Source organism: Nocardia sp. NPDC127526, from assembly GCF_042672265.1.
Classification (GTDB): domain Bacteria; phylum Actinomycetota; class Actinomycetes; order Mycobacteriales; family Mycobacteriaceae; genus Nocardia.
Genome location: NZ_JBHXVO010000025.1, coordinates 14,873 through 37,025, shown reverse-complemented (window position 1 = coordinate 37,025; position 22,153 = coordinate 14,873). Strand labels below are relative to the sequence as shown.

Sequence of the window (22,153 nt, the reverse complement as noted above, 5' to 3'; positions counted from 1 at the left end):
GAGCCCGCAGGCCGAGGCCGGTCAGCCCGCGCGCACCGCGTAGCCGCCGAGCGACGGTTCGAGCATGTCGAAGGCATCGGCGACGTACCCGGTCAGCACGGCTGCGATGGCGTCATTGGACTCGCCCTCGAGAGTTCGGCGCTGCGTCTCCTCGAACAGGGCGCGCTGCACGCCGCCCAGCATCACGGCGGCGATGCGGGGCGTGAAATCCGCCGCGTCGGCCTCGGTCTCGGCGGCCAGGCGCGCGGCCAGCAATCGCTCGCTCTCGTCATAGAACTCGCGCACCCGGGCGACCAGTGCGGGGCTGCCGGCGATGAGGCGGGCGAACTCGAGCCCGGAGAAGCCGATGATCTGCCGCTGAGCGGCCACGTCGGCGAGATAGTCGCGGCGCAGGGCGGCCAGGGCCGACTCGCCCGGTTCGCGCGCCTCGACCGCCCGGGTCATCCGGCCGATCATCAGCTCGCCCAGATCCAGCACCAGGTCTTCCTTGCGCGGGAAGTAGTTGGTGACGGTCATCTTGGCGACATCGGCGGCGGCCGCGATCTCGGCGATCGTCACCCCGTCGAATCCGCGCTCGAGGAACATCCGGGTCGCGGTGTCGGAGATGTGCTGCCTGGTCTGCTGCTTCTTCCGCTCGCGGAGACCCAGCGCCGGCGCGGCGGTCTGTGCGTTCATGCCGAACAGCATACCCAAGTCCGTCATAAATTCATGGTTGACATATTTTTAGGTCTGATCTAAGTTTGTCTTCATCGCCGGAGACGGCGAGATCGAAGGAGGAACTCCCCGCATGAGCTTTACCGTCAATACGGTCAGCGAAGACTCGGTGAAGGACTACCTGCGGCAGATCGGCCGCACGGCGCTCCTCACCGGCGAACAGGAGTACGAACTCGCCGAGCGCATCGAGGCCGGCGTCCTCGCGCAGCAGCGGCTGGACGAGAAGGCCGCCGCCGCAATCGAACTCAGCGCCGCCGAGCGGCGCGAGCTGCACCGCGCCAGCCAGGACGGGCGGCAGGCCAAGGACCACATGGTGCGCGCCAACCTGCGGCTGGTGGTCTCGATCGCCAAGCACTACCCGATTCCGGCCGGCATGACGCTGCTGGATCTCACCCAGGAGGGCACCTTCGGCCTCGTCCGCGCGGTCGAGAAGTTCGAGCATCGCCGCGGGCTGAAGTTCTCCACCTACGCCACCTGGTGGATCAAGCAGTCCATCGGCCGCGCCCTGGCCGACCAGAGCCGCACCATCCGCATTCCCGGCCATGTGGTGGAGGTGCTCAACCGCGCCATCCGCACCAAACGCGCACTGTCCCAGCAACTCGGCCGCGACGCCACCATGGAAGAACTGGCCGCCGAACTCGACCTCCCCGTCGAGCAGGTCCGCCAGGTCCTCAGCCACGGCCGCGACCCGATCTCCCTGCACACCCCGGTCGGCGACGAGGACACCACCGAACTCGGCGAACTCCTCGCCGACCGCGCCCCCGAACCGGCCGTCACGGTCACCGACGCCGCCGTCCACGGCCAGCTGCTCAAGGTCCTGTCCGGCCTCCCCGAACGCGAAGGCCAGGTCATCACCCTCCGCTACGGCCTGGACGGTTCCGACCCCCGCACCCTCGAGGAAGTCGGCCGCCTCTTCGGCGTCTCCCGCGAACGCATCCGCCAACTCGAAGCCAAGGCCATGCAGAAACTCCGCCAACCCACCCGCGCCCAAGCCCTGGAGGGCCTCCTCGGCTGAGAAGGCCCAACTCTCGGAACTCTCAGGGGCTTCGCCCCCGAACCCCCAATCCCGAGCGAGCGCCCCCGCCGCGACGTACAGTCGCGGCGGGGGCTTGTTGTGACTGACTCAGACATCTTCCCCCGGAACTTACTCTGGAGTAAGGTCGAGGGACGCGTGCTGTCGGAGCACAACGAACGCCGAACCTGTGAGGTCAACAGCCATGGCATGGAAGCCAAGCGAAATCTCGGATCAGTCCGGGCGCACCTTCGTGATCACCGGAGCCAATGGCGGAATCGGCGAGCAGACCACCAAGGTGCTCGCGGGCAAGGGCGCGACGATCGTCATGGCCTGCCGCAATACCGCCAAGGCACAGGAAGTGGCCGACCGGATCGACGGCGACGTGCGGGTGGCGGCCCTGGACCTGGCGAGCCTCGCCTCGGTGCGGGAGTTCGCCGAGAACCAGGGCGAGTTCGACGTGCTCATCAATAACGCCGGCCTGATGAACATCCCGTTCTCGCGCACCGAGGACGGCTTCGAAACCCAGTGGGGCGTCAACCATCTCGGGCATTTCGCACTCACCGGCCTGCTGCTGGACCGGATCCGCGACCGCGTGGTCACCCTCGCCTCCATCGCGCACCGGCAGACGCCGAAGCTGTGGATCGACGACCTCAACTACGAGAACCGCCGCTACCAGCGCAATCTCGCCTATGCGCAGTCCAAGCTGTCGAACCTCATGTTCGCGCGGGAACTGCAGCGGCGGCTGAGCGAGGCCGGATCGGCCAAGCGCTCCTACGGCGTGCACCCGGGCGTCTCCGCCACCGATCTGTTCGCGCGCACCGAGACTCCGCTGGACAAGATCTCCAAGCCCTTCATCCGCCTGGTCGGCCAGTCGCCCTTCCACGCCGCCTACTCCTCACTGTTCGCGGCCACCGACCCGAATGCCGATCCGACCATCTACTGGGGCCCGACCCGGTTCATGGGCAGCCAGGGCCCGGTGGAGCCGTCGCCGTCGACCAAGTTGTCGCAGAACCGGGAGCTGTGGCGGCGGCTGTGGGAAGAGTCCGAGCGCCGCACCGGCGTCAGCTACAAATTCTGACCGCGATCCAGGTCACCCGGTGTACACCTGCCTACTACGGACCGCGTAGTAGGCAGGTACCGTTGAGGGCGTGTCCGCTCCTCACCGCCGCCCGGCCCTGATCGTCTTCGTGGTCGTGGCCTCGGCAGCCTGCCTGGCCCTGGGATATTGGCAGTGGACGCGCTTCGAATCCGGTAACGGGACGGCCCAGAATCTGGGTTACGCCCTGCAGTGGCCGCTGTTCGCCGGCTTCGTGGTGTGGGCCTATCTCCGATTCGTGCGCTTGGAGCGCGATGCCGCCGAGCAGGCGACGCCCCAGCCCGCCGGCGAGTCCCAGCCCGCCGGCGAGCCGCCGTCCGCGGGCACCCGGTTCCCGCGCATCAAGCGCGCGAAAACCGCCGCGCCGCGCGAGATTCCGGCCGGCATCCTGCCCGAGCGCCCCACCGCCGCCCGGGACGAGGATCCCGAACTCGCCGAGTACAACCGCTATCTGGCCGATCTGCACGCCCACGATATGGATCAGCAGATCCGCGACGCCGGGCTGCACAACCACGAGAGGAACGCAGGGTGAGCACCCGCGACAACGCCGAATCCCCCGCCGTCGACACCCTCGCGCCCGGCCGCCCGATCGGCGCCGCGCCGACCGAGAAGATTCGCGGCGCCCTGCTGCGCTACCGCATCCTGGCCTGGATCACCGGTCTGTGGTTGCTGGTCCTCACCGGCGAGATGATCTACAAGTACGGGCTTCTCGAGGACAGCAGCACCGCCCCCGGGTGGCTGTTCTACATCGGCCAGATCCACGGCCTCTTCTACATGCTCTACCTGGTCTTCACCATCGACCTCGGCATCAAGGCCCGCTGGAAGCCGGTCACCACCGCCCTCACCTGCCTCGCAGGCACAATCCCCTTCCTGTCCTTCGTCTTCGAACACCGCCGGACGCAGGAAGTCAAGGCGGCCTTCGGGCTCTAAAACCAAGAGCAGAACGCGCCTCCGCCGATATCGGCGGAGGCGTTGCCTGTGCCGAGGAGTGGGTCAGGCCGTCCAGTCCAACACTGGGGCAAGGGCTTTGATCTGAATCGACGGGGGTAGCAGGCGCATCACGGCGTTGCGGAGGGCGACGGCTGGGGCCCAGGACAGTTGGGCGACCGTTCCGATTCGCTCCGAGCGGGTCGCGATCATCTGGGTGCGGGGGCGGCGCTCGGCGTCGTAGCGGGTCAGGTCCGGGTCGCGGGTGGCGACCTCGGCGAGGACCACCGCGTCCTCGAGGGCCTGGCAGGCGCCCTGGCCCAGGTTGGGGGTCATGGCGTGGGCGGCGTCGCCGACCAGGGCGATGCGGCCCGCGACGTAGGTCGGTAGTGGCGGGAGGTGGTAGATGTCGTTGTGCAGGACGGCGGATTCGTCGGCGGCGGCGAGCAGGCGCGGGATCGGTTCGTGCCAGTCGCCGAAGCGGTCTCGGAGTTCCGCCAGGCCGGCACTCGGACGATCGGCGGGCGCGGTGACGGCGGCGAAGCAGTAGACGCGGCCGTCGGCGAGGGCGGCGTAGCCGAAACGCTCACCGCTGCCCCAGGTTTCGCCGAGATCGCCCATCGGCTCGGCCGGGGTGACGACCACGCGCCAGGCGGTGTACCCGCTGTAGCGGGGTGTGACCTCACCGCAGACCGCGCGGCGCACCACGCTGCGGATTCCGTCCGCGCCGACGATCACATCGCCGGTCGAGACGCCCGCGGAGTGCACGACGGTCCCGTCGGCGCGCACCTCGCCGACCGAAACACCGGTGCGCAGTGCGGATTCCGGTACGGCGTCACGCAGGATCTCCAGCAGGTCGGCGCGATGCACGACGATCGGGCTGCCGTAGCGCGCCCGCACCGTCTCGATATCGGTGCGAGAAAGCCAGCGCCCCTTGCTGTCCCGAATACCCGCCGAACCGTCCTCGATGGCCCGCGCCCGCACCTGCTCCCCCAGCCCGAGCGCGTCCAGGGCTCGAAGCGCATTGGACCACAACGACAATCCAGCCCCCACCTCGGTAATCCGCTCGGCCCGCTCCAGCACCTCCACCTCCCAGCCCCGCCGGGTGAACGCCACCGCCGTGGCCAATCCCCCGATACCGCCGCCGACGATCAGCGCCTTGGACATCTCGCACTCCCCTTGGATCTGAGCCGGCTCCGATATGCCGCTCGAATACCGAAAACGGTACTACGGATGTAGTGAGCACACTACCGATGTAGTGCAATTCACTACTGCTGTAGTATTCGCTCGTGTCCACGAAGCGCGAGCAACTCCTCGACGGTGCGATCGAACTCCTCGGATCGCGCGGCCTGCGCGCCCTCACCCACCGCGCGGTCGACACCATCGCCGATATGCCCCCGGGATCGTGCTCCAACTACTTCCGCACCCGCGAGTCCCTGCTCACCGGCATTGCCGAACGCCTCGAAGAACGCGACTACGCCGACTGGAACGCCGTAACCCGCATGCCCGCCCCCACCACCATCCCCCAATTGGTCGACGGCCTGACCCAGCTCATCACCCACACCGTCACCACGGACCGCACCCGAACCCTGGCCCGCTACGCCCTCATCCTGGAAGCTCAAACCACCCCCGCCCTGCAAGCCGCCATGCACCGCGGCCACCAACGCATCCTCGATTGGTTCGCCGCCATGCTCCGCGAAATCGCCCCCGACACCGACGCCGCCAAACCCCTGGCCGACTACTTCGACGGCGTCATCTGGCACGAACTAACCAGCCCAGCACCACATTTCAACCCCCGCCCCGGCGTCGACCGCATCACCCGCGCCATCCTCGGCAAGCCCTGAACGCCGCGGGGGCGTGCACCTCCACCCCACTCAACCAACGTGCCCCCTTTCCGTCAGGAAAGGGGGCACGTTTCTCTGCTCACAGCGGAATTCAGTCTTCCGCCAGGGCTTTCAGGGCCGGGAGGAGCTGACGGAGGGCGCGGCCGCGGTGGGAGGCAGCGTCCTTTTCAGCGGGGGTGAGCTGGGCGGCGGAGGCGGTGCCGCCTTTGGGGACGAAGAGCGGGTCGTAGCCGAAACCGCCGTCGCCCACCGGCTTTCGGGCGATGGCGCCGGGCCATTCGCCGCGGACGATCACCTCGGTGCCGTCGGCGACCAGGGCGCAGGCGGAGACGAAGCGGGCGCCGCGGCGGTCGTCGGGGACGTCGCCGAGTTGGGCCAGGAGCAGGGTGTTGTTGGCTTCGTCGTTGCCGTGGGCGCCGGACCAGCGGGCCGAGAGGACGCCGGGCATGCCGTTGAGGGCGTCTACCGCTATACCGGAATCGTCTGCGATGCAGGGCAATCCGGTGGCGGCGTAGCCGTCGCGGGCCTTGGCGACGGCGTTCTCCTCGAAGGTGGCGCCGGTTTCGGGGGCCTCGTCGTAGGGTGCGACGTCGTTCAGGCCGACGATATCGATGCCGGCAATGCCCGCCTCGTCGAGGATGCGGCGAAGTTCGTTGAGCTTCTTGGCATTCCGGCTGGCGACCAGGACCTTGCGAGCCATCAGGACTTCTTCTTCGCGGTCTCGGCCGGCTCCGGGAGAGTGCCCGGGTACGGCAGGGCGAGGGCTTCCTTCTGCACCACGAACAGCTGTTCGCAGCCCGCGAGCGCGGAATCGAGCAGCTTGTCGAGGGTGGAGCGCGGGAAGGTGGCGCCCTCGCCGGTGCCCTGGATCTCGACCAGGGTGCCGGTGTCGGTGGCGACCACGTTCATATCGACCTCGGCGCGCGAATCCTCCTCGTACGGCAGGTCCAGCCGCACCCGGCCGTCCACCACGCCGACGCTCACGGCGGCGATGGCGCAGGAGATCGGCTGCGGATCGGTGAGCTGACCGGCGGCCGCCAGATAGGTGACCGCATCCGAGAGCGCGACATACGCGCCGGTGATGGCGGCGGTGCGGGTGCCGCCGTCGGCCTGCAGCACATCGCAGTCGATGGCGATGGTGTTCTCGCCGATGGTGGACAGATCGATGCAGGCGCGCAGCGAGCGGCCGATCAGGCGCGAGATCTCCTGGGTGCGGCCACCGACCTTGCCCTTCACCGACTCTCGCCCGGAACGGGTGTGGGTGGCGGCGGGCAGCATGGCGTACTCCGCTGTCAGCCAGCCCAATCCGGATTCGCGCCGCCACGGCGGCACGCCGTCGGTGACGCTGGCGGTGCACATCACCCGCGTCGAACCGAACTCCACCAGCACCGACCCCGCCGGATGCGTGGTGAATCCCCGGGTGATCCGTACCTCGCGGAGTTCGTCATCCGCCCTGCCATCGGCTCGTTTAGACACGGCCCTCAGCCTAACGGCGACAAGACGGACCGTGTGCGCGGCCCTGGTGGGCCGCGCGGTCAACAAGGCGGATGTCCCACACTCCCATCAGCGCGGCGGATGTCCGCGCTCCGGTCAGTCCGGGCGGGCGTGCGTTTGGGCCTTGGGGTTGCTCAGATTTCGAAGACTTCGCCCGGGGAGACGGCGTGGACCGGGCCGGAGTAGACGGCCTTGGCTTCGGCTATGACGTCTTCGCGGGAGGTCCAGGGCGGGATGTGGGTGAGGAGGAGTTCGCCTACGCCGGCGCGGGCGGCTACCAGGCCCGCCTCGTGGCCGGAGAGGTGGATGCCCGGGGGGCGGTTGGCCGGGTCGTGGGTCCAGGAGGCTTCACAGAGCAGAACGTCTGCGCCCTGGGCCAGTTCGAAGACCTCGTCGCAGAGGGCGGTGTCGCCGGTGTAGACCAGGGTGCGGCCGGTGGCGGTGGTGATGCGCAGGCCGTAGGACTCCGGGGGATGGAACATGCGGCGGGCCTCGACGGTGTGGCCGGGGCCGAAGGGGATCTGCTCGCCGGCCACCCACTGCCGCATGTCGATGACGTCGGACCAGTCGTCGGTCTCGCCGCCGATCTCCGCGGAGGCGTTGCCGATACGCAGCGAGGTGTCGGAGGGGCCGTGCACGATGGCCTTACCGGTGGGCGGGTTGGGGTGATAACGCCGCCAGACGAGCAGACCCGGCAGATCGAGGCAGTGATCGGCGTGCAGGTGGGTCAGGAAGACGTCCACCTCGCCCGGATCGAGGTAGCGCTGCAGCGCGCCCAGCACTCCGGGGCCGAAATCGATGACGGTGGGAGTCATATCCGGGCCGGTGAGCAGGTATCCCGACGCCGGGGAATCCGGGCCGGACACGCTGCCCGAGCACCCGATGACGGTGAGGCGCATTCCCCCATGCTGCCACGCTGCTGTCTCACTCAAAGGAGGGATCCCCCAATTCGCCGACCGGGTCCAGCGTCACCCCGACGACGCGAAGCGGCCGGCGTTGGCCCCGCGGCGATGACGACGTTCATCCCCAGAGAGTACCCACCCGGCAATCAGACCACCCACCGCCCCGAAAAGATGCCCCTGCCAAGAGATTCCCTCTTGACCGGGCAGCACTCCCCACAGGATCGAGCCGTACAGCAACCCCACGACCACGCCGATCGCGATCTGCGCCACATTGCGGGCGAACCAGCCGCGCGAGATCAGATAGGTGAGCCAGCCGAACACCAGCACCGAGGCGCCGACGTGGATGGAGTGCTCGGCGCCGGTCAGCCAGGTGCCCGTTTCGCCCACGATCCAGACGATGGCGGTGGCGGCCAGCCCTCGCCCGATCCCGGTCAGCAGCGTGAGCAGCCCGAGAACCAGCACCGGCACGGTGTTTCCGATGAGGTGATCCCAATTGGCATGCAGCACAGGTCCGAACAGAATCCCGTCCAACCCGCGGGTTTCCCGCGGCTCCACACCCAAGGTGTAGTCGAGCTCGTGCCCGGTGGCGCTGTCCACCGCCTCTACCCCGTAGAGCAGGGCGGTAAACCCGAGAATCATCACAATGGCCCGCTGCCACAGCAGCTTCACCGCCCCACTGCCACGCGTCGTGGCCCCGGGATTGGCCAATTGCCCGCGCAGCCGCGCGATCCGATCCGGATCGAACGACGCCCCCATGCCGCTACCACCGCCCATAATCGGCACCTCCTAAGCTCGGCCCAACTCTCGGGGCTCTCAGGGGCTTCGCCCCCGAACCCCCAGGGGCTCACAGCTTCGCCCTCGGGGCTCCGCCACAGGCCCCGAACGCGCCGCTCCCACCGAGGGTACCGGCGATCCGACGCCCCGGCCGCCGACCGAGCCGAACTGAAAACGCGCCGACCGGGAACTGGTGGCGGGCGCTACTCGCGCGATGCCGCCACCAGTTCCCGGTGAACGTTCGACCAGATCGAGACGGCGGGATCAGGCCCAGAGTTGGCCGTCGAGTTTTTCTTCGGCTTCCTCGAGGGTGCCGTCGTAGGCGCCGGTGGAGAGGTATTTCCAGCCGCCGTCGGCGACGACGAAGGCGATGTCGGCGCGGGTGCCGGCCTTGACCGCTTTCTTGGCGACGCCGAGGGCGGCGTGCAGGATGGCGCCGGTGGAGATGCCCGCGAAAATGCCTTCCTCGAGCACCAATTCGCGGGTGCGGCGCACGGCATCGTAGGGGCCGACGGAGAAGCGGGAGGTCAGCACGGACTCGTCGTAGAGCTCGGGGATGAAGCCCTCGTCGATATTGCGCAGGCCGTAGACGAGTTCGCCGTAGCGGGGCTCGGCGGCGACGATATCGATCGACGGAACCTTTTCGCGCAGGAACCGGCCGGTGCCCATGAGCGTGCCGGTGGTGCCCAACCCCGCCACGAAATGCGTGATCTCCGGCAGGTCGGCCAGGATCTCCGGGCCGGTGGTCTCGTAGTGCGCGAGCGCATTGGCCGGATTGCCGTACTGGTAGAGCATCACCCAGTCCGGGTGCTCGGCGGCGATCTGCTTGGCCAACGCGACAGCCTGATTGGAGCCGCCCGCGGCCGGCGAGTCGATGATCTCGGCGCCGAACATGGTCAGCAGCTGCCGCCGCTCGACCGAGGTGTTCTCCGGCATCACGCAGATGAGCCGATAGCCCTTGAGCTTGGCGGCCATGGCCAGGGAGATGCCGGTATTGCCGCTGGTCGGCTCGAGAATGGTGCAGCCCGGGGTGAGCAGCCCGTCGCGTTCGGCCTGCTCGATCATCCGCAGCGCGGGCCGGTCCTTGATCGACCCGGTGGGATTGCGGTCCTCGAGTTTGGCCCACAGCCGCACATGATCGTCCCCGTCCCACTTCGGGGACAGGGTGCGCAGCCCGACCAGCGGGGTATCACCGAGTGTCGCGATCAGCGACTCGTAGCGCGCCACGGTTTAGCGCGCGCCGCCGGCGACGGCCGGGAGGATGGTCACGGTGCCGTCGGCGGGCACCTCGGCCTCGAGCCCGCCCGCGAAGCGCACGTCCTCGTCGTCGACATAGATATTGACGTAGCGGTTGAGCTTGCCGTCCTTGAGCAGCCGCTCCTTCAGGCCCGGGTAGCTGGCTTCCAGATCCTCGATGAGGGCGGCGAGGGTGGCGCCTTCGGCCTGGACGCGCTTCTCACCCTTGGTGATCGGGCGCATGATGGTCGGGATGGACACGGTGACCGGCATGGGGACTCCTTGCTTGTTCCGGCGAAAAGTGTTCAGGCGTCGGCGGATTCGGGGTTGGGCACAGCGCCCGGATAGGCGGCGACGATCTGCACCGGCTCCTCGGTGACCACACCGTCGAGGATCCGATAACTGCGCAGCTCGTGCTCCTCGGGATCACGGGTGGAGATCAGCACGTAGTGGGCGTTGGGTTCGGACGCGAACGAGATATCGGTGCGGCTCGGATACGCCTCGGTCGCGGTGTGCGAGTGGTAGATCACCACCGGCTCCTCATCGCGATCGTCCATCTCCCGCCACAACCGCAACTGCTCACCGGAGTCGAACTCGTAGAACGTGGGCGACCGCGCCGCGTTGATCATGGGAATGAACCGCTCCGGCCGATCCGACCCCTCGGCCCCGGCGATCACACCGCACGCCTCGTCGGGGTGATCGGCGCGCGCGTGCGCGACCATTGCCTCCACGAGATCGGCCCGGATCACCAGCACTGTTCGATTCCTTCCGTTCACCGCCCGACGCGCCGACTGCCGCAACAGTCGAATCCCTGTCGTCAACGGGTCAGAATATGCGGCTATTCCCAGCTCGCCGCGCACACCCCCGCCGCCCGGCACACGGCCGCACAACCGGTCCGAGCCCTGTACCGGGCTACCCGCCGAAAAGCTCCGCGTACGACGGAATCCCGGCAACGCTCGTCGCGGACAGAATGGCATCGACGATCGCGCGCTCAACACAGACCGCCGCGGCGGTGCACAACTCGTCGAGAACGAGCAGATCGGCCGGGAAGGCAGGCGGCATCGGAAAGCCCGGGTCGGCCTCGATCGCGCCGGTCGACAGTGCGAACAGGGTGTCCCCGTCGAGCGGTGAATGGGCCGGGCGGATGGCCCGCGCCAGCCCGTCGTGCGCCGTGGTCGCCAGACGACGGCAGGCCGCCGGATCGAGCGCCGCATCGGTGGCGACCACGCCGATCGTGGTGTTGAGGACCGTGCCCTTGACGGGCAGCGCATTGGCCGCGGCCAACTTCTCCTCGGTGGCCGGCCGCAGACCGAAGTGCTCCGCCCCATCGGTGCCCACACCCCACGGCAACCCGGTCCGCGGATCGAACACCGACCCGACCGGATTGGCGACAATGAGCGCGCCGACCGTCATCCCGGCAGCCGGACCGTCGGTGAATCGCACACTCGCACTACCGACACCCCCCTTGATGGATCCGGCCCGCGCACCCGTACCCGCCCCGACCGACCCCCGAGCGAATTCCGCACCCGCATCCTCGGCGGCAAGGAACCCGAAATCCGCATTCGGCCGAATGTCCCACGCCCCCACCGGAAGATCGAAGATCACCGCCCCCGGCACGATCGGAACAACCCGCGACGGATCCGCCGGATCCATCGGAATCCCTTCCTTGTGCTCCTCCAGCCACCGCATGACCCCGTCCGCCGCAGCCAGCCCGTAAGCGCTACCGCCGGTCAGCAATACAGCATTGACCTGCCGCACCGTATTGCTCGGATCGAGCAGATCCGTCTCCCGGGTGCCCGGCCCGCCGCCACGGACATCCACCGATGCGGTCGCTCCGCCGGGAACCCGGACGACTGTGCATCCGGTGGCCGCACCCGCGCCGATCGTCGCGTCCGGATCGAGCGCCTGATGGTGGCCAACCAATACACCGGCCACGTCCGTAATCGAATTACGTGGTCCCGCAACACTGTTCACGGCCACCTCCGAATAGCTGCTCTTGGGGTTTCAGGGGCTTGCCCCTGAGAGTTGCGAGAGTTGTTATGGCGCGAGGGCTTGCAGGAGGGAGTCCTGGATCCAGGTGAGCCAGTGGTAGACCTCGAGGCTGGGGGCTCGGGGGTCGTCGTCTTCGAGTTGGTCGGGGGTGTCGGGGTTGATGTCGAGGGCGGTGCCGAGGGCCAGGCGGACGTCGTTGAGGGCGGTGAGCCAGCAGTCGGCTTGTTCGGGGGTGAGGACGATCTTGCCGCCCTGGGGGGGAAGGGTTTCCAGGATCACCAGGCCGGCGGCGACTTTGGATTCGATGATGTCGGGTTCGTGGAGGCTGCGCAGGGCGCTGTTGAGGTCGGCGCGGTCGGCGTCGGGGGAACCGGGTTCGGGGCGGTGGAAGTCCGGCAGCAGCCGGGCCAACCGCGGGTCGTCCGGGGGGACGGTGTTGCCGATCTGTAGCCCGGTGAGAGCTGCGAGATCATCTTCGGGGGCCGAGCGCGCCCGATCGGTCAAGAGCCCGGTGACCGCGCCCACCAGGGACCGGAGCACATCGGCCTCGTGGGCGTCCATTTCCGAACGCAGTTTCAACCCGCTCAGGGAGTTCTTCCTGCTCCACTTCCGCACGGGGTAACCGTAGTCGCCCGGGTCACTCGTCACGCTGCATGGTCGCCCACAGACCGGCCGAGTGCAGGCGTTGTACGTCGTGTTCCATTTTGTCGCGCGAGCCGGACGACACCACGGCCTTGCCCTCGTTGTGCACTTTCAGCATCAACTCGGTTGCCTTGCCTTTGCTGTAACCGAAGAGCTTCTGGAAGATGTAGGTCACGTAATGCATGAGGTTGACCGGATCGTCCCAAACGACCGTTACCCACGGCCGATCCTCGGCTTCCAGAATCTCGGTGTACTCGATCGCCTCAGGCGTCGCCTGTGCCGCCGACAATGTCACGTTCGCACCGACCGGACCGGCGGCGACCCGGACAGCGTCTTCTTTGCACAGACCCATAACGTCCAGGGTACGACCACACCGCAGAGAAACAACAGTCCACGCGACACGCCGGTTGCCGGCCGTGCCGCCTCGCACCGAGGGCTGCGCGACGAGGACGCGGTCTCCCGGGCGGCTGTGCCTATTGTGGGATTCGTGAAGATCGCTGACGGGGTTACCAGCACGGCCCTGCTGACCGACCAGTACGAGCTGACCATGCTCGCCGCGGCACTCGCCGACGAGTCCGCGCACCGGCGCTGCACCTTCGAGGTATTCGCCCGGCGATTGCCGCACGGCCGGCGCTACGGCGTGGTCGCCGGCACCGGGCGGCTGCTGGCCGCACTCACCGAATTCCGGTTCGGCGAGGCGGAACTCGCGATCGCCGCGAAGTTCCTGGACGCCCGCACCCTGGAGTGGCTGCGCGATTACCGGTTCTCCGGCGATATCGACGGCTACCGCGAGGGCGAGCTCTACTTTCCGGGCTCGCCCATCGTCACCGTGCGGGGCAGCTTCGCCGAATGCGTCGTGCTGGAGACGCTCATCCTGTCGATCTACAACCACGACAGCGCCATCGCCTCGGCCGCCGCCCGCATGGTGAGCGCCTCCGGCGGCCGGCACATGATCGAGATGGGCTCGCGCCGCACCCACGAGCTCGCCGCCCCGGCCAGCGCCCGCGCCGCCTACTTGGCCGGCTTCGACGCCACCTCCAATCTGGAGGCCGCCCGCAGTTTCGGCGTGCCGAGCGCGGGCACCAGCGCGCACGCCTTCACGCTGCTGCACAGCGGGGCCGACGGCCAGCACGAGGCCGAGGCTTTCCGCAGTCAGGTGGCGGCGCTCGGCGTGGGCACCACGCTGCTGGTCGACACCTTCGACATCACCCGCGGCGTGGCCACCGCCATCGAGGTCGCCGGAACCGAATTGGGCGGCGTGCGTATCGATTCCGGTGATCTCGGCGTGCTGGCCCGCCAGGTCCGCGAGCAGCTGGACTCGCTCGGCGCCACCCGTACCAAGATCGTCGTCTCGGGCGATCTGGACGAGTACGCCATCGCCGCCCTGCGCGCCGAGCCGGTGGACGTCTACGGCGTCGGCACCTCCCTGGTCACCGGTTCCGGCGCGCCCACCGCGGGCATGGTCTACAAACTGGTCGAGGTGGACGGCATTCCGGTCGCGAAACGCAGCTCGCACAAGGAATCTCGCGGCGGCACCAAGAAGGCGATCCGGCTGGCGCGGCGCACCGGGACCATTGTCGAGGAGATCGTCTACCCGGCCGCCGGCGCCCGCCCCGAACCCAATGGCTACGAGATCCGCGAGCTGCAGACCCCGCTGGTGCGCGCGGGCGAGGTGGTGGCCGGGCAGCCGAACCTGGCGGAGAGCCGGGAGCTGGTGCGGCGCGGACTGGTCAGTATTCCGTGGGAGGGTCTGAAGCTTTCGGACGGCGAGCCGGCGATTCCGACGACTTTCCTGACGTAGTCCGCCGGTTCCACAGCAGCACCACGAAGGCCCCGAGCACCGCGCCGGGCAGGGCGAAGAACAACACCACCCCGGGCCAGCCGGAGCCGAAGAAACCACCCCCGTCGGTGTCCATCGAGATGGTGGCCAACGAGACGATCAGCGTGAAGGCGCCGAATACCGGCCACAATTTCCGAAACATGGGATCCCTCCGCCCCGCGCCGCATGGACCGGTCGGCGACCGGGCGGCACAATGCAATACGCGGGCACCATCGCCACAGTTCATATTCGCCAGGCAGCTGGAGGTCTCCTCATGAGCCGAGCCCTGATCGTCGTCGACGTGCAGAACGATTTCTGCGAAGGCGGATCCCTGGCCGTCGAAGGCGGCGCCGCGGTGGCCGAGCGCATCACCGACTATCTCGGCGTCTCCGACTACGCCGCCGTGGTGGCCACCCGCGATTTCCACATCGACCCGGGCGCCCACTTCTCCGACCACCCCGACTACGTCGACAGCTGGCCCCCGCACTGCCGAGTGGACACCCCCGGCGCCGAGTTCCACCCCAATCTCGACACCGACCGCATCCAAGAGGTCTTCTCCAAAGGCGCCTACACGGCCGCCTATTCGGGCTTCGAGGGCGCGAATCCCAAGGGCATCCTGCTCGGCGACTGGCTGCGCGCCCACAGCATCGAGGCGGTCGACGTCTGCGGCATCGCCACCGATCACTGTGTCCGCGCCACCGCCCTGGACGCCCGCTCCGAGGGCTTCGACACCCGCGTCCTGCTCGGCCTCACCGCCGCCGTCTCCCCCGCCACCGTGCAAACCGCCCTGGACAAGCTGCGGGCCGCGGGCGTCGACCTCGCGGGCACGCTGGAGCGCTGAGCCGCCTGAGGCTGAGCGAGTCGACAGAAGCCTCATCGTCATCCCGGCATGCTCTTGGCCGGGATCTACGACGACGTGATGGGTTCCGGCCAAAAGCGCGCCGGAATGACCAGGAGAACCTTCGACCAAGCGCTCGGTGCCCGCGGCCAACCGTCGGCAGACGCCAGTACGCTGCCGCGCGCGCAGGGTTTGCGGCGGGTTGTCGGCGATCCTCGGTAGTGTTGCGCCCGTGCCTGAACTCCCAGCTGTACCGAAACTGTTGGCCACTGCGGTGCAGGCGCTCGGGGGTAAGGAGCGCAAGGGGCAGCAGACCATGGCCGCGGCGGTGGCGCACGCCATCGACACCGGGGAGCACCTGGCCGTCCAGGCGGGCACGGGCACCGGCAAGTCGCTGGCCTACCTGGTGCCGAGCCTGCGGCACGCGGTGCGCACCGGGCGGACGGTCGTGGTGTCGACGGCGACCATCGCCCTGCAGCGACAGCTCGTCGACCGCGATCTACCCCGGCTCGCCGAGGCGCTGGCCGAGCCGCTGGGCCGGGTGCCGCAGTTCGCGATTCTCAAGGGGCGCAACAACTATCTGTGCCTGAACAAGATCAATAGCGCGATTCCGGACGAGCCCGCCGAGGCGGAGCTGTTCGACGCGTTCGCCATCTCCCGGCTGGGCCGGGAGGTGCAGCGGCTCAACGAGTGGGTGTCCGAGACCGAGACCGGGGATCGCGACGAGGTCGTGCCCGGCGTCACCGATCGCGCCTGGCGCCAGGTGAGCGTGAGTTCGCGGGAATGCCTGGGGAAGTCGCGCTGCCCGTTCGGGCAGGACTGCTTCGCGGAGAAGGCGCGCGCCGAATCCGGGCAGGCGGATGTGGTGGTGACCAATCACGCGCTGCTGGCCATCGACGCCATCAGCGGGATCCAGGTGCTGCCCGAACACGATGTGGTGGTCGTCGACGAGGCGCACGAACTCGTGGACCGGGTGACCGGCGTGGCCACCGCGGAGTTGTCCACCGCCGCCATCAGTGCGGCCGCCAAGCGCTGCACCAAGCTCATCGACGAGCAGGAGGTCGACCGCCTCGAAGGCGCGGCCGAGGCCTGGCACGCGTTACTGGACGATTTGCAGCCGGGTCGCTGGGACCGCATGCCCGAAGGGGCCGCGCCGGTGCTGGCGCTCATTCGCGATGCCGCCTGGAATGCGCGCACCGCCCTTGCGCCGCAAGGCTCTCCGCAGCCGAGCGATCCCGAGGGCGCGGCCGCGCGCAATCAGGCCCTCGCAGCGGTGGAGGAGGTGCACGACGCCGCGGTGCGCGTGCTCACCACCTTCGAGGAGTCCGATCCGGCCGCGCATCGCGATGTCATCTGGCTGGCCTCCGACGAGGTGCGCGGGGTGGCGCGACGCACCCTGCACATGGCTCCGCTGTCGGTGGGCGGCTTGCTGCGCAGCCGCCTGTTCGGCACCGCCACAGTCGTTTTGACCTCCGCCACCCTGCAGATCGGCGGCTCCTTCGACAATCTGGCCGTCACCTGGGGCCTGCCGCCACAGTCGGGCAGCAAGGTGGATCCGGCCCTGGCCAGCGGCGCGGAAGCGCCGTCGGACGACAAGCCGGTCCGGTGGAATTCGGTCGACGTGGGCTCCCCGTTCGATCACGCCAAGTCCGGAATCCTGTATGTGGCAAAGCATCTGCCCGCCCCCGGCCGCGACGGCCTGCCGCCGGCCTATCTGGACGAGATCGAGCGCCTGATCACCGCCGCCGGCGGCCGCACCCTCGGCCTGTTCTCCTCCATGCGAGCGGCCAAGGCGGCCACCGAGATGCTGCGCGAGCGCATCGGCACCCCGATCCTGTGCCAGGGCGAGGACGCCACCGGCGCGCTGGTGCGCAAATTCGCCGACGACCCGGAAACCTCGCTGTTCGGCACACTTTCGCTGTGGCAGGGCGTGGATGTCCCGGGCCCGTCGCTGAGTCTGGTGATCCTGGACCGCATTCCGTTCCCGCGCCCGGATGATCCGCTGCTAGTGGCCCGGCAGCGCGCGGTGGAATCGCGGGGCGGCAATGGATTTCTGTCGGTGGCCGCGAATCACGCGGCGCTGCTGCTGGCGCAGGGCACCGGCCGGTTGTTGCGCAGTACCGATGATCGCGGCGTAATCGCCATTCTCGATTCGCGCCTCGCCACGGCGCGCTACGGCGGATATCTGCGGGCCTCATTGCCGCCCTATTGGGAAACGTCCGATCCCCAAGTCGTGGCAAAGGCTTTGGAGCGCCTGACGCAGAGTCTTTCGCAAAACAAAACACCCGTGTGAAAGTCCTCACACGGGTGGTTCTCACTTCCGATCGGAAGTAAATTGGCTTGCGATGCTCCGATGACCCCCCAATTCCCACATCGGATGTGTCATAGTCCCCGCGCCAAGCCCTGCACGCGGCGCGGGGACCCGAAACTTCTTCAGAGCGCCCACTTCAGGATGAGCGTGCCGACGGCGGCCAGGACGGCGATGACGACCGCCGCGCCGCCCCAGACGACGCCATTGCGGGCCCACGGGCGACCCGAGTCGAGAGAGAACCGGCCCGGACCGGTGAAGGCCAGCGCGGCGGTCGCGATCGCGAACAGCAGCGCCATTTCGTAGCCCGGCCCCTCGGCCGAACCCGACAGCCCGTTCGACCAGGTGGCATTGACGGCATTGAGCATGGTGCCCAGGGCGATGGCCGCGGCCAGCGGCGTGACCAGGCCCAGCAGCAGGAGCAGCCCGCCGCCCAGCTCGGTCAGGCCCGCGAGGGTGCCGAACAGCTTGCCCGGGTTGTAGCCCATCTGCTCGAAGCCGGCCTGAGTGGCGCTCAGACCGTAGCCGCCGAACCAGCCGAACAGCTTCTGGGCGCCGTGCACGGCCAGCAGGCCGCCGAAACCGACGCGCAGGACCAGCAGGCCGATATCGGAGGCGGTGGCGTCAACGGTGTTTCGCGCGGTGGCGGTAGTCGCGGTGGCGTCGGCCTTTGCGGAAGTGGGTGTGGTCATGGCGTACTCATTCCTCATCGGTCAGTTCTGCGGCTCGGCGACGCGGTTATCCGGACCGTAGTCCGATTGCATCGCCGACTCCACCCAACCACACCGGAAGCCGGAGGATTCCCCCCAGCTCCCGGGAAATGCTGTGGCCTGGCTCACTTCCGAATGGAAGCTACTCCGCGAGGAACCAGAAGTACGACAGGAAGACCGCGGCCAGCACCCACATCACCGGATGCACCTCGCGCCAGCGGCCCTTGGCCACCATGACCACCGGATAGAACAGCAGGCCCATGGCGATGCCGTTCGCGATCGAGTAGGTCAGCGGCATCATGATCACGGTAATGAAGGCCGGCACCGCGTATTCCAAACGGCCCCAGTCGATATCACCGAGCGCCCGCGCCATCAGCACGCCGACCACAATGAGCGCCGGGGCGGTCACCGCGGGCACGCCCGCGACCACCGCGACCAGCGGGAAGAAGAACGCGGCCAGGCCGAACCAGAAGGCCGTGGCCACCGCGGTCAGACCGGTCCGGCCGCCCGCCGAGACACCGGCCGTGGACTCGACGTACGCGGTGGTGGTGGAGGTGCCGATGATGGCGCCCGCCGCGGTGCCGACCGAGTCGGCCGCGAGGGCCTGCCCGGCGCGCTCCAGCTTGCCCTCCTTGGTCAGCAGCCCGGCCTGGTGGGCGACGCCGATCAAGGTGCCGGAGGCGTCGAAGAAGTCGACGAACAGCATGGTGAGCACCACGATGGCCATCTGCCCGGTGAAGGCGTCCGGCAGGTGGATGATGGCCTGCCCGAAGGTCTGATCCAGCCCGTGCGGCAGCGCGGCCACCGACTTGGGCAGCTCCACCAGGCCGCAGACGATGCCGAGCACGGTGGTGGCGAGAATGCCGTAGAGCACCGCGCCGTGCCAGCCCTTCACCAGGAAGACGACGGTCACGACCAGGCCGAACAGCGCCAGCAGCGTGGCGCCCTTGTGGAAGTCGCCCAGGTGCACGAAGGTGGCCTCGCTGGCGGTCACGATGCCCGCGCTCTTGAGGCCGAGGAACGCCACGAACATGCCGATGCCGGCGCCGACGGCCAGCTTCATCTGCAGCGGAATGGCGTCGATGATCTTCTCGCGAATCTTGGTGATGGCGAGAATGAAGAAGATGATGCCCGAGAGCAGGGTGCCCGACAGCGCCTCTTCCCAGGGGATGCCCATGGTCATGACGACGGTGAAGGCAAAGAAGGCGTTCAGGCCCATGCCCGGGGCCAGCGCCACCGGGTACTTGGCCCAGATGCCCATGACGAGCGTGCCGACGACGGCCGCCACGGCGGTCGCGGTGAACACCGCCTGCATGGGCATGCCCTTGTCGCCCAGGGGACCCTGGTCGCCCAGGATGGCGGGGTTGACGGCGAGGACGTAGGACATGGCCAGGAACGTGATGGTTCCGGCCATGAGCTCGCGTTTCACGGTCGAGCCGTGTTCGCTGATGCCGAAGTACGCGTCGACGCGCCCCTTGGTGCGCGTGCGGACGTCGCTGCTCATGAGTGGGTGTCTCCAGTCGGCGGGAGGATAGAAAGGTGCCGTGGGCACCGTATCCTGTCTCGTTCACCGGATCTTCACTCGGCCCGGCGAATCGTGAGCAATCGCACCTGCCTGACTCTTGGATTTATAGGCTTACCAGCGCTATCCATTGGCAATTAACCGAACTACTCACCGGTAATAACAAAACCTTGACCGACACTGTCTGGGACGTTACAAATGCGTAATCCGCCGTAACGAGAGTTCGGTCCGGCCGACGAGAATTGCACGCCCGTGGTTACCGATGTCATCGACGTGGTCGCAGAGTTCGCGATCGCCCGCAAAGCTTTCTGGGATGTGCTCGTCGAGCCACAGACCTATCCCCGGCTATTTCCCGGAATCGGCGCATGCGAACAACTCGATGCCGCCGTGGACCATCCGGTGCTGAATCTGCGTATCGGCACGGCGAAGTCCGAAATCCGAACCTTGCAGATTCAGCTGCGCATGGCCCGCGCGCACGACAGCTTCGAGCTGCACTGCCCGGCGACGGGCAGCTTCGCGACCGTGCGGCTGCGCGGCGACGGCGAGCGGACCCGGGTCATGGTCACCTATTTCAAGGCCGGGCGGGTGCATCCGATGCTCGCGCACCTGCCGAACGCGGCGGTCACCGCCTGGACCCAGGCCGGATTGCAGCGCGCCGCCGACCAGATCCTGGGCACGCCCACCTCGATCATCGTCAATGGCGAGGACTCGCGGCTGAAACTGCAGGCCGGTGTCGCCAAGCGGATGTTCGCCTCCGGCGTGGTGCGCACCTACCGCCCCGATGTCGGACTGAAACAGCTGGGCAGCCTGGCCAAATGGGGGTTCAGCCTGGCCGGCGGCTACGCGGCCGCCGCCGCGCACTCCCCGCAGCGCAATGCCGTCATCGACGACCGGTACGCCAGCAGCTTCGACCAGCTGCACGCGCGCACCGACGCCCTCGCCGGGGCGCTCGCCACGCTCGGCTTCGGGGCCGGAACCGGGCTCGGGCTGCTGTGCCGGAACCACACCGGGATGGTGGAGTGCATGGTCGCGGCGGGCAAGACCGGGGCCGACTCCATCCTGCTCAATACCGGGCTGCCCGCCCGCCAGATCGAGGAGATCGTGCACCGGCACGCGCTCGCGGCGGTCTTCGTGGATGCCGAATTCGAGAGCCTGGTGCGGTATCTGCCGCCGGACCTGCCGCGCTTCACCACCGACGACGTGCCGCCGGTGCCGGGCCGCACCACCATCGAGGACCTCATTGCCATGCGCCAAGCCGCGCCGCGCAAACCGCCGCGGCCGGGACGGCTGGTCGTGCTCACCTCCGGGACCAGCGGGACGCCCAAGGGCGCGCGCCGGCCGCATCCCAAGGGCTTCGGGACGGTGGCGGCGCTGCTGTCGCGAATTCCGTTCGGCGTCAACGAGACCATGCTCATCCCGTCCCCGCTGTTCCACACCTGGGGGCTGGCGGCGCTGCAGATCTCGACGGCCATCCGGGCCACCGTGGTGCTCTCGGACCGCTTCGACGCCGAGGACTGCCTGCGCCGCATTGCCGAGCATCGGGTGACGGCGCTGATCGTGGTGCCCGTCATGGTGAATCGCATTCTCGATCTGCCCGAGCGCATCCGGGTCCGCTACGACCTGTCCAGCCTGAAGATCGTGGCCAGCTGCGGCGCGCCGCTGGCCGGGGCGACCGTGCAGCGCTTCCTGGAGGTCTTCGGCGACCGGCTCTACAACGTGTACGGATCCACCGAGGTGTCCTGGGCCAGCATTGCCGATCCGGCGGATCTGCGGACCTCGCCCACCACCGCGGGCCGGCCGCCGCTGGGCACGAAAATCGGTGTGCTGGGCGCGGATCGGCGGCCGGTGCCGGTGGGCACGGTGGGCCGGATCTTCGTCGGCAATCACATGCTCTTCGACGGCTATACCGATGCGACCCCGCCGGACGAGGCCGACGGCATGCTCGATACCGGCGATATCGGCTATCTGGACGCGACCGGCAAGCTGTTCGTGGCCGGCCGGGACGACGAGATGATCATCTCCGGCGGTGAGAACGTCTTCCCGCGGGCGGTGGAGGAGGCCCTGTCGCATCTCCCGCAGGTCAGCGAGGTGGCCGTGATCGGCGTGCCCGATCACGAATTCGGCCAGCGCCTGGCGGCTTTCGTGGTGAAGCGCCCCGGCTCCGGCCTGGACTCGGACATGGTGCGCAACTACATCCGGCACCGGGTCAGCCGCTTCTCGGTGCCGCGCGATGTGACATTCCTGGAGGCGCTGCCCCGCAATGCCACCGGGAAGATCCTCAAACGCCTGCTGGCGCAGCCGGGCTGAGCGTCAGCCGCCG

The 22,153-nt window shown here is 68.4% G+C and carries 23 protein-coding genes; 9 read left to right on the top strand and 14 right to left on the bottom strand.

The window, feature by feature from the left end:
* Positions 1–21: 21 nt before the first annotated feature.
* Complete coding sequence (locus ACFVIV_RS30065) at positions 22–675, bottom strand: TetR/AcrR family transcriptional regulator (protein ID WP_379202074.1); 654 nt, start codon at positions 673–675, stop codon at positions 22–24.
* Between the two features lie 112 nt (positions 676–787).
* On the opposite strand from ACFVIV_RS30065, the gene ACFVIV_RS30060 reads away from it, so the two are divergent.
* The 4 genes from ACFVIV_RS30060 to ACFVIV_RS30045 all read left to right on the top strand — a co-directional run bounded on the left by ACFVIV_RS30060 (position 788) and on the right by ACFVIV_RS30045 (position 3,755).
* Positions 788–1,729 (top strand): sigma-70 family RNA polymerase sigma factor, encoded by a 942-nt coding sequence (locus tag ACFVIV_RS30060; protein ID WP_379202072.1) that lies wholly within the window; start codon positions 788–790, stop codon positions 1,727–1,729.
* 202 nt (positions 1,730–1,931) lie between these two features.
* Positions 1,932–2,807 carry an oxidoreductase gene (locus ACFVIV_RS30055; protein ID WP_379202070.1) on the top strand — a complete coding sequence of 292 codons (876 nt, stop codon included), beginning with the start codon at positions 1,932–1,934 and terminating at the stop codon, positions 2,805–2,807.
* A gap of 70 nt (positions 2,808–2,877) precedes the next feature.
* Complete coding sequence (locus ACFVIV_RS30050) at positions 2,878–3,357, top strand: transcriptional regulator (RefSeq protein ID WP_379202068.1); 480 nt, start codon at positions 2,878–2,880, stop codon at positions 3,355–3,357.
* A 56-nt stretch (positions 3,358–3,413) separates the two neighbouring features.
* Positions 3,414–3,755: a DUF3817 domain-containing protein gene (locus ACFVIV_RS30045; RefSeq protein WP_379202210.1), complete on the top strand. Its 342-nt coding sequence runs from the start codon at positions 3,414–3,416 to the stop codon at positions 3,753–3,755.
* A 63-nt stretch (positions 3,756–3,818) separates the two neighbouring features.
* Here ACFVIV_RS30045 and ACFVIV_RS30040 read toward each other — a convergent pair whose 3' ends face one another.
* Positions 3,819–4,919 (bottom strand): FAD-dependent monooxygenase, encoded by a 1,101-nt coding sequence (locus ACFVIV_RS30040; protein WP_379202066.1) that lies wholly within the window; start codon positions 4,917–4,919, stop codon positions 3,819–3,821.
* Between the two features lie 122 nt (positions 4,920–5,041).
* Between ACFVIV_RS30040 and ACFVIV_RS30035 the strand changes: the two genes are divergently transcribed.
* Entirely contained in the window at positions 5,042–5,596 is a 555-nt protein-coding gene (locus ACFVIV_RS30035; protein WP_379202065.1) for a TetR/AcrR family transcriptional regulator, read from the top strand.
* Between the two features lie 91 nt (positions 5,597–5,687).
* Here ACFVIV_RS30035 and rdgB read toward each other — a convergent pair whose 3' ends face one another.
* From rdgB to clpS, 10 genes are all read right to left on the bottom strand, one after another.
* Positions 5,688–6,296: an RdgB/HAM1 family non-canonical purine NTP pyrophosphatase gene (gene rdgB / locus ACFVIV_RS30030; protein ID WP_379202063.1), complete on the bottom strand. Its 609-nt coding sequence runs from the start codon at positions 6,294–6,296 to the stop codon at positions 5,688–5,690.
* Positions 6,296–7,072 carry a ribonuclease PH gene (gene rph, locus ACFVIV_RS30025; protein ID WP_379202061.1) on the bottom strand — a complete coding sequence of 259 codons (777 nt, stop codon included), beginning with the start codon at positions 7,070–7,072 and terminating at the stop codon, positions 6,296–6,298. Before rph ends, rdgB begins: the two co-directional genes overlap by 1 nt.
* 152 nt (positions 7,073–7,224) lie before the next feature.
* Complete coding sequence (locus ACFVIV_RS30020; RefSeq protein WP_379202059.1) at positions 7,225–7,989, bottom strand: cyclic nucleotide-degrading phosphodiesterase; 765 nt, start codon at positions 7,987–7,989, stop codon at positions 7,225–7,227.
* A 69-nt stretch (positions 7,990–8,058) separates the two neighbouring features.
* Positions 8,059–8,766: a rhomboid family intramembrane serine protease gene (locus tag ACFVIV_RS30015; RefSeq protein WP_379202057.1), complete on the bottom strand. Its 708-nt coding sequence runs from the start codon at positions 8,764–8,766 to the stop codon at positions 8,059–8,061.
* A gap of 264 nt (positions 8,767–9,030) precedes the next feature.
* A complete protein-coding gene (locus tag ACFVIV_RS30010; RefSeq protein WP_379202055.1) occupies positions 9,031–9,993 on the bottom strand; it encodes a PLP-dependent cysteine synthase family protein in 963 nt (320 codons plus the stop codon).
* Between the two features lie 3 nt (positions 9,994–9,996).
* On the bottom strand, positions 9,997–10,275 hold the full coding sequence (locus ACFVIV_RS30005; protein ID WP_379202053.1) for a MoaD/ThiS family protein: 279 nt from the start codon (positions 10,273–10,275) through the stop codon (positions 9,997–9,999).
* A 32-nt stretch (positions 10,276–10,307) separates the two neighbouring features.
* Entirely contained in the window at positions 10,308–10,757 is a 450-nt protein-coding gene (locus ACFVIV_RS30000; RefSeq protein WP_379202051.1) for a Mov34/MPN/PAD-1 family protein, read from the bottom strand.
* A 157-nt stretch (positions 10,758–10,914) separates the two neighbouring features.
* The gene (locus tag ACFVIV_RS29995) at positions 10,915–11,976 is read right to left on the bottom strand and encodes a P1 family peptidase (RefSeq protein ID WP_379202049.1); all 1,062 of its coding nucleotides are present in this window, start codon (positions 11,974–11,976) and stop codon (positions 10,915–10,917) included.
* Positions 11,977–12,039: 63 nt separating this feature from the next.
* Positions 12,040–12,609, bottom strand: a complete 570-nt coding sequence (locus ACFVIV_RS29990; RefSeq protein WP_379202047.1) for a DUF2017 domain-containing protein — start codon at positions 12,607–12,609, stop codon at positions 12,040–12,042.
* A gap of 22 nt (positions 12,610–12,631) precedes the next feature.
* On the bottom strand, positions 12,632–12,988 hold the full coding sequence (clpS, locus tag ACFVIV_RS29985; RefSeq protein WP_379202046.1) for an ATP-dependent Clp protease adapter ClpS: 357 nt from the start codon (positions 12,986–12,988) through the stop codon (positions 12,632–12,634).
* A 135-nt stretch (positions 12,989–13,123) separates the two neighbouring features.
* On the opposite strand from clpS, the gene ACFVIV_RS29980 reads away from it, so the two are divergent.
* The 3 genes from ACFVIV_RS29980 to ACFVIV_RS29970 all read left to right on the top strand — a co-directional run bounded on the left by ACFVIV_RS29980 (position 13,124) and on the right by ACFVIV_RS29970 (position 17,586).
* On the top strand, positions 13,124–14,437 hold the full coding sequence (locus ACFVIV_RS29980) for a nicotinate phosphoribosyltransferase (RefSeq protein WP_379202044.1): 1,314 nt from the start codon (positions 13,124–13,126) through the stop codon (positions 14,435–14,437).
* Between the two features lie 292 nt (positions 14,438–14,729).
* Entirely contained in the window at positions 14,730–15,296 is a 567-nt protein-coding gene (locus ACFVIV_RS29975) for a nicotinamidase (protein WP_379202042.1), read from the top strand.
* Between the two features lie 229 nt (positions 15,297–15,525).
* A complete protein-coding gene (locus tag ACFVIV_RS29970) occupies positions 15,526–17,586 on the top strand; it encodes an ATP-dependent DNA helicase (protein WP_379202040.1) in 2,061 nt (686 codons plus the stop codon).
* 140 nt (positions 17,587–17,726) lie between these two features.
* Here the strand turns inward: ACFVIV_RS29970 and ACFVIV_RS29965 are convergent, their stop codons facing one another.
* Both ACFVIV_RS29965 and ACFVIV_RS29960 read right to left on the bottom strand, forming a co-directional pair.
* Entirely contained in the window at positions 17,727–18,293 is a 567-nt protein-coding gene (locus ACFVIV_RS29965) for a DoxX family protein (RefSeq protein WP_379202038.1), read from the bottom strand.
* A 160-nt stretch (positions 18,294–18,453) separates the two neighbouring features.
* Positions 18,454–19,815: an NCS2 family permease gene (locus ACFVIV_RS29960; RefSeq protein ID WP_379202036.1), complete on the bottom strand. Its 1,362-nt coding sequence runs from the start codon at positions 19,813–19,815 to the stop codon at positions 18,454–18,456.
* 270 nt (positions 19,816–20,085) lie between these two features.
* Here ACFVIV_RS29960 and ACFVIV_RS29955 point away from each other — a divergent pair, with 270 nt between their 5' ends.
* A complete protein-coding gene (locus tag ACFVIV_RS29955; protein WP_379202034.1) occupies positions 20,086–22,140 on the top strand; it encodes an AMP-binding protein in 2,055 nt (684 codons plus the stop codon).
* Positions 22,141–22,153: the final 13 nt, after the last annotated feature.

Bases quoted from the DNA above. Each gene is read 5' to 3' on its own strand.
- ACFVIV_RS29975 (WP_379202042.1), top strand. From the start codon at position 14,730: ATGAGCCGAGCCCTGATCGTCGTCGACGTGCAGAACGATTTCTGCGAA.
- ACFVIV_RS30055 (WP_379202070.1), top strand. From the start codon at position 1,932: ATGGCATGGAAGCCAAGCGAAATCTCGGATCAGTCCGGGCGCACCTTC.
- ACFVIV_RS30040 (WP_379202066.1), bottom strand. From the start codon at position 4,919: ATGTCCAAGGCGCTGATCGTCGGCGGCGGTATCGGGGGATTGGCCACG.
- ACFVIV_RS29960 (WP_379202036.1), bottom strand. From the start codon at position 19,815: ATGAGCAGCGACGTCCGCACGCGCACCAAGGGGCGCGTCGACGCGTAC.
- ACFVIV_RS29965 (WP_379202038.1), bottom strand. From the start codon at position 18,293: ATGACCACACCCACTTCCGCAAAGGCCGACGCCACCGCGACTACCGCC.
- clpS (WP_379202046.1), bottom strand. From the start codon at position 12,988: ATGGGTCTGTGCAAAGAAGACGCTGTCCGGGTCGCCGCCGGTCCGGTC.
- ACFVIV_RS30015 (WP_379202057.1), bottom strand. From the start codon at position 8,766: ATGGGCGGTGGTAGCGGCATGGGGGCGTCGTTCGATCCGGATCGGATC.
- ACFVIV_RS30065 (WP_379202074.1), bottom strand. From the start codon at position 675: ATGAACGCACAGACCGCCGCGCCGGCGCTGGGTCTCCGCGAGCGGAAG.
- ACFVIV_RS30005 (WP_379202053.1), bottom strand. From the start codon at position 10,275: ATGCCGGTCACCGTGTCCATCCCGACCATCATGCGCCCGATCACCAAG.
- rdgB (WP_379202063.1), bottom strand. From the start codon at position 6,296: ATGGCTCGCAAGGTCCTGGTCGCCAGCCGGAATGCCAAGAAGCTCAAC.
- ACFVIV_RS30020 (WP_379202059.1), bottom strand. From the start codon at position 7,989: ATGCGCCTCACCGTCATCGGGTGCTCGGGCAGCGTGTCCGGCCCGGAT.
- ACFVIV_RS30060 (WP_379202072.1), top strand. From the start codon at position 788: ATGAGCTTTACCGTCAATACGGTCAGCGAAGACTCGGTGAAGGACTAC.